The organism is Rhodococcus sp. USK13, from assembly GCF_018343855.1.
Lineage (GTDB): Bacteria > Actinomycetota > Actinomycetes > Mycobacteriales > Mycobacteriaceae > Rhodococcus_F > Rhodococcus_F oxybenzonivorans.
In genome coordinates this window covers 2,891,593-2,904,367 of record NZ_CP069242.1, presented here as the reverse complement: position 1 = coordinate 2,904,367, position 12,775 = coordinate 2,891,593, and the positions used below count along the sequence as shown (strand labels likewise).

The 12,775-nt window shown below is 63.3% G+C and carries 13 protein-coding genes and 1 pseudogene; 8 read left to right on the top strand and 6 right to left on the bottom strand.

What is annotated here, in order from left to right:
- Positions 1 to 22: 22 nt before the first annotated feature.
- Positions 23 to 634 carry a TetR/AcrR family transcriptional regulator gene (locus tag JQT59_RS15985; RefSeq protein ID WP_213576927.1) on the top strand — a complete coding sequence of 204 codons (612 nt, stop codon included), beginning with the start codon at positions 23 to 25 and terminating at the stop codon, positions 632 to 634.
- 67 nt (positions 635 to 701) lie between these two features.
- On the opposite strand, the gene JQT59_RS15980 is transcribed toward JQT59_RS15985, so the two are convergent.
- The 4 genes from JQT59_RS15980 to JQT59_RS15965 all read right to left on the bottom strand — a co-directional run bounded on the left by JQT59_RS15980 (position 702) and on the right by JQT59_RS15965 (position 4,635).
- A complete protein-coding gene (locus JQT59_RS15980; protein ID WP_213576926.1) occupies positions 702 to 1,010 on the bottom strand; it encodes a hypothetical protein in 309 nt (102 codons plus the stop codon).
- Between the two features lie 200 nt (positions 1,011 to 1,210).
- Positions 1,211 to 2,041: an MBL fold metallo-hydrolase gene (locus JQT59_RS15975; protein WP_213576925.1), complete on the bottom strand. Its 831-nt coding sequence runs from the start codon at positions 2,039 to 2,041 to the stop codon at positions 1,211 to 1,213.
- Positions 2,042 to 2,117: 76 nt separating this feature from the next.
- Positions 2,118 to 3,839, bottom strand: coding sequence for an acyl-CoA dehydrogenase family protein (locus JQT59_RS15970; RefSeq protein ID WP_213576924.1), 1,722 nt, complete (start codon positions 3,837 to 3,839; stop codon positions 2,118 to 2,120).
- Between the two features lie 13 nt (positions 3,840 to 3,852).
- Positions 3,853 to 4,635, bottom strand: coding sequence for an SDR family oxidoreductase (locus JQT59_RS15965; RefSeq protein WP_213576923.1), 783 nt, complete (start codon positions 4,633 to 4,635; stop codon positions 3,853 to 3,855).
- 244 nt (positions 4,636 to 4,879) lie between these two features.
- Here JQT59_RS15965 and JQT59_RS15960 point away from each other — a divergent pair, with 244 nt between their 5' ends.
- Entirely contained in the window at positions 4,880 to 5,728 is an 849-nt protein-coding gene (locus JQT59_RS15960) for an enoyl-CoA hydratase/isomerase family protein (protein ID WP_213576922.1), read from the top strand.
- A 63-nt stretch (positions 5,729 to 5,791) separates the two neighbouring features.
- Here the strand turns inward: JQT59_RS15960 and JQT59_RS15955 are convergent, their stop codons facing one another.
- The gene (locus JQT59_RS15955; RefSeq protein WP_213576921.1) at positions 5,792 to 6,775 is read right to left on the bottom strand and encodes a zinc-dependent alcohol dehydrogenase family protein; all 984 of its coding nucleotides are present in this window, start codon (positions 6,773 to 6,775) and stop codon (positions 5,792 to 5,794) included.
- Between the two features lie 398 nt (positions 6,776 to 7,173).
- Here JQT59_RS15955 and JQT59_RS15950 point away from each other — a divergent pair, with 398 nt between their 5' ends.
- Entirely contained in the window at positions 7,174 to 7,959 is a 786-nt protein-coding gene (locus JQT59_RS15950) for a crotonase/enoyl-CoA hydratase family protein (protein ID WP_213576920.1), read from the top strand.
- Between the two features lie 329 nt (positions 7,960 to 8,288).
- Positions 8,289 to 9,194: an alpha/beta hydrolase gene (locus JQT59_RS15940; protein ID WP_213576916.1), complete on the top strand. Its 906-nt coding sequence runs from the start codon at positions 8,289 to 8,291 to the stop codon at positions 9,192 to 9,194.
- On the opposite strand, the gene JQT59_RS37060 is transcribed toward JQT59_RS15940, so the two are convergent.
- Positions 9,122 to 9,421 carry a hypothetical protein gene (locus JQT59_RS37060; RefSeq protein WP_249354698.1) on the bottom strand — a complete coding sequence of 100 codons (300 nt, stop codon included), beginning with the start codon at positions 9,419 to 9,421 and terminating at the stop codon, positions 9,122 to 9,124. The genes JQT59_RS15940 and JQT59_RS37060 overlap by 73 nt on opposite strands.
- Here JQT59_RS37060 and JQT59_RS15935 point away from each other — a divergent pair.
- The 4 genes and pseudogenes from JQT59_RS15935 (at position 9,354) to JQT59_RS37055 (ending at position 12,674) form a co-directional block, all read left to right on the top strand.
- Positions 9,354 to 10,141 (top strand): annotated as a pseudogene (locus tag JQT59_RS15935) (MBL fold metallo-hydrolase). The gene JQT59_RS37060 and the pseudogene JQT59_RS15935 overlap by 68 nt on opposite strands.
- A 40-nt stretch (positions 10,142 to 10,181) precedes the next feature.
- Positions 10,182 to 11,654: a class I adenylate-forming enzyme family protein gene (locus JQT59_RS15930; RefSeq protein WP_213576919.1), complete on the top strand. Its 1,473-nt coding sequence runs from the start codon at positions 10,182 to 10,184 to the stop codon at positions 11,652 to 11,654.
- A 122-nt stretch (positions 11,655 to 11,776) separates the two neighbouring features.
- Positions 11,777 to 12,466 (top strand): LLM class flavin-dependent oxidoreductase, encoded by a 690-nt coding sequence (locus tag JQT59_RS15925; protein ID WP_249354470.1) that lies wholly within the window; start codon positions 11,777 to 11,779, stop codon positions 12,464 to 12,466.
- Positions 12,441 to 12,674, top strand: a complete 234-nt coding sequence (locus JQT59_RS37055) for a hypothetical protein (protein WP_249354468.1) — start codon at positions 12,441 to 12,443, stop codon at positions 12,672 to 12,674. The genes JQT59_RS15925 and JQT59_RS37055 overlap by 26 nt, the downstream gene beginning before the upstream one ends.
- Positions 12,675 to 12,775 lie beyond the last annotated feature (101 nt).

Here is a 12,775-nt window from a genome sequence, read left to right as displayed (position 1 = left end):
CTCGAGGGGTAACCTGTTGCCTATGACCAACGCAACACTGCCGTCGTCTGCGGCGGGTGCCGGTGCCGTCTCTTCGCGCGACCGGTTGCTCGACGCCGCAGCGAAGCTGTTCTATGAGCAGGGCGTCCACATCGGCGTCGACGCTGTGTGCCGAGCGGCCGGTGTATCCAAGCGGTCGATGTACCAGCTGTTCGACAGCAAAGATGACCTGGTCGCCGCCAGCCTGCTGGAGCGCACGGCACCGGACTATCAAGGTTCGCTGTTGCCAGCCGACGACGACGACCGTGCGCCCCGGGCACGGATACTGCACGTTTTCGAACGATTCGAAGACCTGGAGCGGACACACGAATTTCGTGGATGCCCGTTCGTTGCGGCGGCCGTCCAAGTCAAGGCGCCCGAGCATCCGGCGAGTGTGGTGGCCCGTCGGCAGAAGGACAAGCTGACCTCGTTCTTCCAGCAGGAGGCCGAGCGCGGCGGTGCGAACGACCCCGCCCGGCTGGCCCGACAGCTCACTCTCGTATTGGACGGAGCCAGCGCCCGCTCCGTCGTTCAGGCAGAGCGCCTCGACTGCCTCGCTGTCGAGACAGCCGGCACACTGCTCGACGCCGCCGGCATCGTCGATTCCTCGGCCTGATCAACGCTTTCGGCAGAACTTTCGGGCGCTCCTCCCGGTAGCCGCGACGGGGGTACCCGACAGAGGATTATCGTGAGCCTGGGACGCCCGGTCCGCGGCGCGGGTGTAGTCGAGCACCTACCGCGGCTTCAAACTGGGCAATCAGCGGAATCGTCCGCGCGAACCGATGCACACCGTTCACAAACATACATACTTGGGAGATTGCGTAGGAGAGCGCACCGACCATCTCGGTCGATTTGTCATTGGTGAGCGCAGTTTCGCTTGGTCGCGGGCCGTCACCTCGCCTGCGACCTTCCTCGAACTGCCAATCGACCAGCGCGTCGATCTCGTCGATGACCCATTGTTCGCGGTTGCGGGCAGGAGTGTGCTCGGTCATGCGGGAGTTGGCCTTTGATAGATAGCGAATCAGATCCGCCTGGGTGGATGTACGGACGAGCACGTCCGATCCGCAGGTGGCGCAACAGCATTCGGCGGACGCGACGGTGATTACGCGTCCGCCGAGGCGATCTCAGCGCGCGAGACGTAAGAGGCACCGAGTCGGTCGAGTCTTCAGCTGGCATGCACGCGATGACGGCGTCACGCGTTTTTCTTCTTCTGTTTGAATGCCGTCACCGCCGACACCACCAGCGTCGAGGGATTGGCATGGTCCGGGAAACGCGACTGCATGTGCGCGACCAGTTCGCGTGCGTTCTCGAGGTCATCGACGTTGGCCACGAATTCCTGCAGGTATTCACGCGTTTCGTCGATGCACGCGGCCGGGTCGTCCAGTTCGGGGCGCTTGTGTCCGGCGACCACCGTGGTGGGGTTCAGCGAGGCGAGGTAATCGACGCTGGCGATCCAGTTGGGCCAGTCGTTCCGGTTGGTCATTGCCAGCATGGGATTGACACCGTTGTAGACGACGTCCCCGGCGATCACCGTGTGCAGGGTGGGGAGATGGATGATCGCGGTAGGCGAGGTGTCGGCTTGCTCGATCTCGATGGCCAGCATTTCCGTGCCATCGACGGTGAGGACCAAGTTGTCTAGCGGTTCGGGTACCGCGGCGTTGTCAAGGGCCTGCCCGCCGAAGAAATCGCGGACATAGGCGCGATCACTCTCGAGGTTGGTGGCGATGGATTTCGCCACGGCCGGTACTGCGACCGCGCGGGCTTCCGGAAATCGGTTCAGCAGCCGCTCCAGGCCGAAAAAGTGGTCGAAATGGCCGTGGGTGATGAAGATTGTGGTCAGCCGCTTGCCGGAGTCCTCGATCTGCTCGATCACCTCGTCGACGTCTGTGGCCAGGAACTGTGTGTCGACGAGTATCGCTTCGGTCGGCCCGGTGATCAGTGTGGAGGTGGTGGGTGAGAACGAACCGCCACCGGGCAGTTCGAAAGCTTGGCAGGTATAGACATCGATCGCGAGGTCGCTCATGGATATTCGTGCTTTCTGTGAGTTCTTCATTCTGCGGCTTTTCCGTGCTACCGGGGATTTGTTCAAGTGCGGCCGCTCATCCGATTTCACCTGCGCGTATCGCCTCGGCCAGCGAATGAACGCGGCTGAGATGATGGGCGCCGTAGAAGTCGGCCTCGGTCAGGCGCTGCTGGTCGGCGGTGGACAATTCGGGGTGGGCGAGCGCAGCCGCGACGATGCGGCCGTGCATCCACGCCCCGACGAGAAGGCTCAGCATCGTCAGATAATCAACCGAGGCGGCGTAGGCGTCACGAGGATTCCTCGCCGCGTGAGACAGAAGTGCCTCGGTGGCGTCACGCGCGGTCTGCAGGGCGCGATCGAGCCGTTCCGCCGTACGCGCCGCCACCGGGTGCTCGATCACCCCAAGCGATCCGACGCTGGAGTCTATCTGATCGAACAAGCGTCGCGCAGTCACTCCCCCATCGCGAATCAGCTTGCGGCCGAGCAGATCATTGGACTGGATCGCGGTAGTGCCCTCGTAGATCGGCATGATCCGAGCATCGCGATAGTGCTGCGCCGCACCCGCTTCTTCGATGAAACCCAATCCGCCGTATACCTGGACCCCGTCGGAGGCGATGCGGACAGCTTCCTCGGTGAACCAGGCCTTGAGGATCGGCACACAGAACTCGGCGAGGTCCGCGGCGTCGGGCGAGTCGGCGCGCTGCCAGCGGTCGAACCACTCGGCAACCTGCATCGAGAAGGCGCGCATCGCCGAAATAGAACTCGACATCGACGTCAGCAGGCGAGCAACGTCGGGATGCTCGGCGATAGGGGAACCCGACGGTCGTCCGACCACCCTGCCCTGCACTCGATGCTGGGCATAGTCGCGAGCCTGCTGGTAGGCGAGGTCCGCCAGCCCCAGGCCCTGCAGTCCGATGCCGATGCGGGCGGTGTTCATCATGACGAACATCGCCGAGAGGCCGCCGTGCAGGTCTCCGACGAGATAGCCTGTCGCGTCGGCATATTCCAGCACACAGGTCGGACTGGAATGAAGACCGAGCTTGTGTTCCAGGGAAAGAGTGGTGACGCGGTTGGGTTCACCAACACCGCCTCGGCCATCGGGGAGGAACTTCGGAACCACGAACAGCGACAACCCGGCCAGTCCCACGGGAGCATCCGGAGTACGGGCGAGCACGAGATGCACGATGTTCTCGGTGAGGTCGTGATCTCCCCACGTGATGAAGATCTTCTGCCCGGTGACCGCCCACGTACCGTCCTCGTTGGGTCGGGCGATGGTGCGGATCGCAGACAAATCCGTACCGGCATCCGACTCGGTAAGGTTCATCGTGCCGGTCCACTCCCCGGACACCACCTTTGCCAGGTACACATCCTTCAGTTCCGGGCTGGCGGCCGAGTGCAACGCCGCGGCTGCACCGGTCGACAACAGCCAGCACACCGAGAACGCCGGATTGGCTGCGGACCACAACTCCGAAACCGCGTTATAGAGCAGGAACGGCGCACCTCCGCCGTCGATTGCGGGATCGAGGCCGAACCCGACCCAGCCGGCCTCGGCAAAGGAACGGTAGGCCTCCTTGTACCCGACCGGGGTCGTGACAGCACCATCGGAGAGCACACTGCCCGCACGATCACCGACAGTATTGAGCGGATGCAGCTTTTCGACGGCGAAATCCGCTGCTGAAGTCAGTACTGCGGCAGCATCAGCGGCCTTGATCTCACCGTGTGTCACGGTCTCGAGAATGTCTGTGCCGAGAACCTCGGTGTAGAGGAAGTCGTACTGGGCAAGTGGTGCTATGTACACGGAAGTGGTCCTTTTAAAATGTGAGGCCGATGGTTGTACTCAGACCGCCGTCGAGCGGGATGACCGCACCGACCACGTAATTCGAGGCACGAGAACTCAGGAAGATTGCCGTCGCAGCAATGTCGGAGGGCTCGCCGATCCGGCCGACCGGAGAGGCGTCTCTCAGCTGATCGCCGACCTCCGTCAACATTGCAGCCGTCATCTTCGACGGGAACGGCCCGGGCGCAATGGCATTGACCAGAATCGCTGGCGCGAGCTCCGCGGCCATGTGGCGAGTGAGGTGGTGGATGGCGGCCTTGGACGCCGAGTAGGAGAAATTGCTGACGCCCGGCACTGCCAGCCCGTCGATCGAGCCGATGTTGATCACGCGGGCAGGGTCGTGTTGCTTGGACGCCTTCTCCAGAAGCGGGCGCGCCAACTTGGTCAATGTGAAAGGAGCTTTGACGTTGGCGGCGAGCACCCTGTCCCACGCGGAGTCGGGGAACTCGTCGAACGGTGCACCCCAGGTTGCACCGGCGTTATTGACCAGCACGTCAAGGCTCGGCTCCCGTGCACCGAGAGCGTCGATCAGCGCCACACACTGCTCCTCGCTGGTGACGTCGCACGGGATGGCATGTACCTCACCGAATTCCGAGAGGCGCTCCGCTGCCTCGACACACGCGGCTTCTTTACGGGAAGAGATGTACACGCGGGCGCCTGCCCGGAGATAACCCTCGGCGATCATGTAGCCGATGCCACGAGTACCGCCGGTGATCAGAACCGTCTTACCTGACACCGCGAACAGTTCGGGGAACATGACGTCCTTTCCGAGACGTGAGGTGGGCGACGCACACACCCATCCGGCAGAAGAAGAGACCGCTCGCGATCGGGGGCCAAGTGTGAGCCTGATAGCGGATCGACCAGAAAGTACCACCACCGGCAACTTTAATGCAACATGTTGCATAATGGGAACTCGAGGTCGATGATCGTTGGGTCCGCTGCACTCCGCCCGGACTGCAAGCCGAGCGCCCACAGTGCGTATCGAACTGGGAGAAGTGAAGATGACTGGAGCGAAACATCTTTCGATGACTGGCCCGACCGAGGCCGAGTTGCAGTCGGCAGGCCTCCGATTCACACAGAGCGGACCGATAGCCGAAATCACGCTGTGCAGACCTGAACGACGCAATACACAGACCCCGGCAATGTGGCGAGCACTCGCCGCATTGGGGCAGACAATGCCGACTGACATCCGCGTTGTCATCGTTCGCGCTGAAGGGCGTAGTTTTTCGGCCGGTTTGGATCGATCGATGCTGAAAGACCCTGCCTCGCCGCACGAGGCTGCCGACGGCGAGACCATTTCCGGCCTACTCGACGGTTCCGACATGACCGTCGCGCGCACCATACGTGAATATCAAGACGGCTTCCTGTTCCTGCGTAACTCGAACTTCATCTCGATCGCCGCCGTCCAGGGACACGCAGTCGGTGCAGGCTTCCAGCTCGCACTCGCGTGCGATCTCCGGGTGCTGGCCGACGACGCAACATTCTGCATGAAGGAGGTCGCACTCGGCCTGGTGCCCGACCTGACCGGGGTCACACCCCTGGTCCGGCAAGTCGGATACGGCCGCGCACTCGAAATCTGCGTCACTGCACGCAATGTTGCTGCCACGGAAGCGCTCTCACTGGGACTCGCACACAGCGTGGTGCCTGTCAACGATCTCGAAAGCGAAACTCGGGCCATGGCTCGCACTCTCCTGCAGGCAGACACCGCCGCCGCGCGAGAGGTCAAGCAGCTGGTGCAGTCGGCCGAGGTCTTGCATGTCGAGCATCAGCGGCAGCTCGAAGCTGCGGCCCAGACGCGTTTGCTGCGCGCGCGCAGCGCTACGGCGGACGGCTCCGACCGAGGGTTCTGAACCGATATCCCGACACATCTGTCGTGTTCGAACAGTGGATCACCATAATTCGCCGCATTACCGTCACCACGCGAAGAGCACCTTGCCGACGCGGTCGGCCTGGGTGGCATGGATCAGGGCGTCCTGGTACTTCTCCAGCGGGTAGGTGGCCGCGATGGGGACCCGCAAGGTGCCGTCGGCGACGAGGGCGGCGAGCCGGGCATAGGCGGCGGTGAACTCCTCGCGAGGCGCTGTGTCGAGCCAGCCCTTCTGCCAGAAGCCCCGGACATGAAGATCGCGGAAGATGAGGTCGCCCGGTCGGACGACGACCGGGGCGCCGCTCATTCCTCCGTAGCTGACGAGGGTGCCCCCATGGACGAGCCAAGGAGCGAGTTCCGCGACCACGTCCCCGGCTGTCGCGTCCAGCAGGAGTGAGATCCGCTCGTCCCCGAGCGCCTTCTTCAATTGCACACCGAGATCCGGTCCACCGACGACGACTGCGTCGGCGCCCAACTCCAGCAGCTCCGCGGCGACTTCGGGGCGGCGCACTACATTGAGAGTGCGGTAACCGGCCTGCTTGGCCAGGGTGATGACGTAGCGGCCCAGAGCAGAATTTCCGCCGGTCTGTCCGACCCATCCACCAGACGGGACATCGACGAAGCGACGGAGCAGGAGGTCGGCCGTCACAGGGTTGACGCCGAGCATCGCCAGCTGAAGGACATCGGCCGCCGGATCGACCACGATGACGTCGTCCTCGTCGATCGCGATCTGGTCCTGCCACGTGGCGTGCTTCAAGGTAGGAATGATCAGGACCCGCTCGCCGATGCGGGCAGGATCGACGGCAGGGCCAACGGCGACGATTCGACCGACGCCTTCGGTGCCCAGGGCTGCGGGCAGGGTCGGGCGATGCCCATAGAGTCCCCTGATGAGAAGCACGTCGGATGGGTTGATCGGGGCGGCTTCCATCGCCACTAGCACCTGTCCTGCTCCGGGTTTGGGAGTCTCCGCCTCGATCAGCTCCGAAGCCATGCTCGGCTTCCCGAACGCCCGCATGTGCAACTTCTTCATCGTGACCTCCGGTTAATGGTCAGCTCGATTCGAGAGATCCTGTCTCCCATTCCCTCCCCTGAAAGCAGGAGACGGAACGGGTCCCGGCACAGTTCGGGCGTCGCCGGTTTCATGACCGATCTCCCGATCTTTGGATGTCCGGCGGTCGCGAGGTGTGGGACGAGCACAAACCTACGAATGCGCGACCGGTGGCTCATAGGACGAGTGCGCCGCGCCCTGGTATGTATGCGCCACCGCCAGTATGCAATGACGAACGGTCACGCCGGGAAGCCCGCGAAGCGGGCGCTATCGCGTGGACGTGTGCGCTGTTGACATTTGACGACAACGACTAGACGATTCAGTCTAGTCGCCGCGTCCACGTCGCCGGCGCGAACTCACCATGGACAAGGAGCCATTTCATGAGTCAAGAGCACACGCCCGGCGAGGTCACCCTCGAGAGGGACGGCAACATCGCGATCATCACGGTCGAGAACGAGTCCAAGTTGAACTCCTACACGCCGGACATGTTGCGCCAGCTCGCCGAGCATCTGACAACATTCGACGAGGACGAATCCTTATGGGTTGCAGTGTTCCGCTCCGCCGGTAAGAACACCACCGCAGGCTTGGACATGCCGAAGTTCTTCGGCCCGGAAGCAGACGCGGACATCGACCCGACTCTGGTCGATCCGTTCGCTCTGGGGCGGCGCGCAACCAAGCCGATCGTGGCCGTGGTTCAGGGCCTCACCTTGACCGTCGGCATCGAGATGATGCTCGCCGCCGACATTGTCGTTGCCGCCGATACCGCGCAGTTCCAGCAGCTCGAGGTCGCGCGCGGCCTCGCACCCCTTGGCGGTGCCCATTTCCGTTACCTGACCCGGACCGGCTGGGGTAATGCGATGTACCACCTGCTCCGGGCTGACAAGTTCGACGCCCAGCGCGCCCTCGAGCTCGGCTTCGTCCAAGAAATCGTGCCTTTCGGCCAGCACATCGAGCGCGGAATCGAACTGGCGCGTGAAATCTGCGCCAATGCCCCGCTCGGCGTTCAAGCCACCAAGGCGTCCGCCCTGAAATACATCGAACAGGGCGAGACCGCCGCCATCGCCGCGATCGACGACGTGAAGGGCGCCGTCTTCCACAGTCACGACTTTCAAGAAGGTATCCAGTCGTTCATCGAGCGCCGCCAGGCCAACTTTCAGGGCAAGTAGTCGCAGCGCAAACCAACCGAACTTCATTATTACCCAACCACCTTCGCCCCAAAGTGTGAGGAAGCGACATGAGTTGCAACCTGTTTTCCATGGCCGGGCAAGCCCGGGAACCTGCCATGACGAATCTGAGCTTCGACTAGACCGGCCGCACCGTGGTCGTGACCGGCGCCGCACAGGGGATCGGCAAGGAGATCGGCGCACTGTTCGCCGGCGCCGGCGGGTTGGCGCACAGGTACCAGTGAAGGGCGCACTCGTTCTATCGGTGCCCGCTCACCGGTTCCTAGGTTGGCAGTGTCCGACACACAACCCGGCGTGAAGAGGAAAAGCACATGAATCGCGAAGACATCGAATTCCAGGGTGAAGGCGACGTCACCCTCCGCGGCTGGTTCTACCCCGCGCAGAACACGACCGACCCCGCACCGGTCATCATCCTCGTACACGGCATGTCCGGCGTGAAAGAAATGCACCTCGACGACTACGCCAGCGTCTTCGCCGAAGCCGGCCTCAACGCAATCGCCTACGACCACCAAAACTTCGGCGACAGCGACGGAACCCCCCGCCAAGAACTCGACCCCGTCCTGCAGTACCGCGACATCCGCAACGCGATCAGCTACGCCATCGCCCGCCCCGAGGTCGACGGAAACCGGGTCGGAGTCTGGGGCACCAGCTTCGCCGGTGGACACGCGCTGATGGTCGCCGCGATCGACAAACGAGTCAAGGCAGTCGTCGCCCAGGTACCCTTCGTCTCGGGACCGGAAACCCTGGTCAGACTGCTACGCGGAGACTTCCTCCTCCACGTCCGCGACAACCTCGCCGCCGACCGCGCCAACCGATTCCACGACGGCGAGCCCGCGATGCTCCCCGCCGTCTCCCCCGACCCCATGGGGCAGGCCGCAATGCCCCAAACCGACGCCTACGAATGGTTCACCAAAACGGCGGCGCTCCGCGCCCCGAACTGGAAAAACGAAATGACCGCCCGCAGCCTGGAACTGGCCTCCGAATACGACCCCGGCAGCTTCATCACCCAGATCTCCCCCACCCCACTGCTGATGATCGTCGCCAACGAAGACACCTCCACCCCCTACGCCCTCGCACTCGACGCCTACGAACGCGCCCGCGAACCCAAACAACTCCTCGTCACACAGGGCGGACACTTCGACTTCTACACCGGCCCCGGCTTCGACCAGGTCTCCGCCGCCGCACGCGACCACTTCGTCACCCACCTACGCGCCTGAACGACCCGCAGCTTCCAGCCGACCACCGCAACCGGAGGTACCCCCATGACTACCGACACCACCACTTCCACGGCCCCCACCCACACCCCCACGGTCCCCATCCGCGCCACCGTCTTCGTCAGCCGCTGGCCCAACGTCCCCGCCGTCGAATTCCCCGGCATCCCGGACGGCACCTTCTCCCCCACCACCGCCATCCTGATCAGCGGCGCAACCGAAATCGTCCTCATCGACGCCCTCTACCTCAAAGACGACGTCCAGGACCTCGGCGACCTGATCGAACGCACCGGCAAAAAACTCACCACCATCTACATCACCCACGACCACCAAGACCACTACCTCGGCATCGGACCCCTCAAGGAACGATTCCCCGACGTCAAATGCGTCGCCCTGCCCCACGTGATCGAGTCCATGAAAGAAACCATGGACCTGCAAACCATGCAATGGAACCTGCTCTTCGGCGACGCCGTCATCCCCGCCGCCCCCTCCCCGAACCCCTCGACAGCCACACCCTCTACGTCGACGGCTCCCCCCTGCACATCATCGAAGTCAAACAAGCCGACGTCCACCCCACCACCATCGTGCACATCCCCGACATCGACACCGTCATCGCCGGCGACTCCATCTACAACGAGATCTACCCCATGCTCGGCCTGTCCACCCCCGCCGAATGGCAGGACTGGCTCGACACCATCGACGTCGTGGAAAAACTCCAACCCAAAATGATCGTCTGCGGACACCGCAGACCCGACGGCGACGACTACGCCGTCGACACCATGATCACCCAAACCCGTTCCTACATCCAAGACTTCATCACCGCCTTCCCCACCGCGAAGGACGCCGACGACCTCGTCGCCACCATGTCCGCGAAATACCCCAACCACGCCAACCTCTGGACCCTGCAATTCTCCGCCATCAACGCAATCGCCGCCCGCGACGGCGCGCAATAACACAAAACACCACACCCCAACCCGACCCGATAGGTACGCCATGCATTTCGCTTCCCTGCCCGACCACCGCGCCGATCTGGACCCGCACGGGCCGGCGATCTCCGACGGGCGGCAGTCGCTCACCAACGCCGAGCTGCTCACGCGCGTACGGGCGGCCTCACATCACCTGCACGAACTCGGGATCGGTGCCGGCGATGTCGTCGCCGTGAAACTGACCAACCGCCTCGAGTTCGTCGTGCTGCTCTTCGCGGCCTGGCGGATCGGCGCTACCGTCACACCGGTCAATCCCAGCATGACCGACATCGAAGTGGAACGCCAACTACGCGATTCCCACGCGCGCCTGCTGGTCATCGAGGACGGCTCGACCACACCGGACACCCCGACTCTCTCCGCCGACGCCCTCTACACCGACCACGCGGGGTTCGATCCGGCACCGATCCTGGACCCGACCGCCCTGTCGCTACTCGTCTACACCAGCGGCACGACCGGCACACCCAAGGGCGTCATGCTCGACCACAGCAACATCGAGGCCATGGCCGAAATGATGGGCGTGGCACTGGCGTTGGAGCCAAGGGACCGTTCCCTGCTGATCCTGCCGCTCTTTCACGTCAACGGCATCATTGTCAGCATTCTCTCTCCATTGCTCGCTGGTGGCAGCGCCGTCATCGTCGGCCGGTTCGACCCGAAAACTTTCTTCGACCTCGTCGAACGTGAACGCCCCACCTACTTCAGCGCGGTACCCACGATCTACAACATGCTCGCCGCGCTCCCCCCGGAGCTCGTCCCCGACACCTCGTCGTTGCGATTCGGGGCCTGCGGAGCCGCACCCGCCTCGGACGTGTTGTTGACCCGGTTCGAGAAGCGTTACGGGTTCCCACTGATCGAGGGCTACGGACTCTCCGAAGGGACCTGCGTCTCCACCTGCAACCCAGTCAACGGCCCCCGCCGCGCCGGCAGCGTCGGACTCCCCCTCATCGGCCAGGAAATCCGGATCGTCGACGACAACGGCACCGAACTGGCCAACGGCGAGGACGGTGAGGTCATCGTCCGAGGCCCCAACATCATGCGCGGCTACCTCGGCCGCCCCGAAGAAACAGCGCGCACCCTCGTCGACGGCTGGCTCCACACCGGCGACGTCGGCCACTTCGACCCCGACGGCTACCTCGTTCTCGTCGGACGGTCGAAGGACATGATCATCCGCGGCGGAGAGAACATCTACCCCAAGGAAATCGAAGATGTTCTGACCACAGACCCCTCGGTCCTCGAAGCCGCCGTGATCGGTGTGCCCGACGAGAAATGGGGCGAGATCGTCGTCGCCTACGTCCAACCACGACCAGGCGCCACCATCGACACCACAGCGCTGACCACACTCTGCGAACAACACCTCACCGGCTACAAACGACCCACCGCGTACATCATCAAAGCCATCCCCAAGAACGCCGTCGGCAAAATCGACAAACCCACCCTGAGAAACACACACACCGAAGTCAGCACAGCCCACAGTGGTAGTTGACGGAGCGTTGGGGTGCACGAGCGACCGCGTTGAGCGGTGCTGAAAGTCCACCGAGACAGAATCTGCGTCGCGTCAGCACTATCGCGTTGTTTCTTCAGGCTGGACGTATCGCCGCCGACATTGTGAGGAGCCCGATCGATGAAGCTAGATCTCTACCTTCCGAACTTCCGCGACCACGTGACACTGCAAGAACTCGAGATCTCACCGCCCTCGCCGAGGACGTCGACTTCGATTCGGTGTGGACGCTCGACCGGATTGTCGTCCCCGAAACCTCCGACCGGGCGGAGCTCCAATACCCGTTCGGCATGATGACCGACCTGCCTGACAGCGTGCCGGTCATTCCGCGAGGCAAGTGGTTTCAAGGAATGACTCTGATCCCATGGCGGGCCCCGAAGACTCGGAAGGTGCAGATCGGCATGAGCATCATCGACACCCCGTACCGTTCCCCCGGGGTTCTCGCCGCTGAACTCGCCACTCAGGACCACCTATCCAACGGCAGGCTCAACGTCGGGGTCGGTGCGGGCTGGATGCCCGAGGAGTTCGCGGCCGCCAGCGTCCCGCACCTGTTTCCCCGCCGACACGGGCACGTGCGCGAGACAATCGAAATCATGCAGGGCATCTGGTTCAACGAGTTGTTCGAGTACCACGGCGAATTCGCCGACTTTCCGCTATCAGGACTCGGCCACAAGCCGATCCAGAAACCTGGCCCGCGGATCTACTTCTCAGGCCTGAAGGATCCGAAGCGCTCGGCAAAGCGGATCGCGAAGTACGGTCTACAGGGCCAGCATGATCTGGTTCGTCATCACCGATGAGCCGGTCGATCAGAGCCCGGCGGGCAAGGCCACGAACTTGCTCGGGGGTACGGCTCAACAAATCGAGGATCGGCTCGAGAGCTACAAGGAGGCCGGCCTCACAATGCCGCTTCTGTGGCCACCATTCAGGGACGTGCCGACCTCGAAGACCATGGACGACCTCGAGCGTCTGACCGAGGAAATCATGCCCAAGGTGAACGCGAGCTGAGCTGTGGAACGTTGAGGGGTGCACCGCTGAACCGGAGACCCTGCAACGACCGATCGGAGGAGCGGTTCGCCGACAGGCGGACCGCTCCTCCCTCATTCGAT

What these genes read in the sequence shown, in the direction of transcription:
- JQT59_RS15930 (WP_213576919.1), top strand. Translation starts at nt 10,182, where the DNA reads ATGCATTTCGCTTCCCTGCCCGACCACCGCGCCGATCTGGACCCGCAC.
- JQT59_RS15985 (WP_213576927.1), top strand. Translation starts at nt 23, where the DNA reads ATGACCAACGCAACACTGCCGTCGTCTGCGGCGGGTGCCGGTGCCGTC.
- JQT59_RS15950 (WP_213576920.1), top strand. Translation starts at nt 7,174, where the DNA reads ATGAGTCAAGAGCACACGCCCGGCGAGGTCACCCTCGAGAGGGACGGC.
- JQT59_RS15975 (WP_213576925.1), bottom strand. Translation starts at nt 2,041, where the DNA reads ATGAGCGACCTCGCGATCGATGTCTATACCTGCCAAGCTTTCGAACTG.
- JQT59_RS15965 (WP_213576923.1), bottom strand. Translation starts at nt 4,635, where the DNA reads ATGTTCCCCGAACTGTTCGCGGTGTCAGGTAAGACGGTTCTGATCACC.
- JQT59_RS37055 (WP_249354468.1), top strand. Translation starts at nt 12,441, where the DNA reads ATGATCTGGTTCGTCATCACCGATGAGCCGGTCGATCAGAGCCCGGCG.
- JQT59_RS15960 (WP_213576922.1), top strand. Translation starts at nt 4,880, where the DNA reads ATGACTGGAGCGAAACATCTTTCGATGACTGGCCCGACCGAGGCCGAG.
- JQT59_RS37060 (WP_249354698.1), bottom strand. Translation starts at nt 9,421, where the DNA reads ATGAGGACGATTTCGGTTGCGCCGCTGATCAGGATGGCGGTGGTGGGG.
- JQT59_RS15940 (WP_213576916.1), top strand. Translation starts at nt 8,289, where the DNA reads ATGAATCGCGAAGACATCGAATTCCAGGGTGAAGGCGACGTCACCCTC.
- JQT59_RS15980 (WP_213576926.1), bottom strand. Translation starts at nt 1,010, where the DNA reads ATGACCGAGCACACTCCTGCCCGCAACCGCGAACAATGGGTCATCGAC.
- JQT59_RS15955 (WP_213576921.1), bottom strand. Translation starts at nt 6,775, where the DNA reads ATGAAGAAGTTGCACATGCGGGCGTTCGGGAAGCCGAGCATGGCTTCG.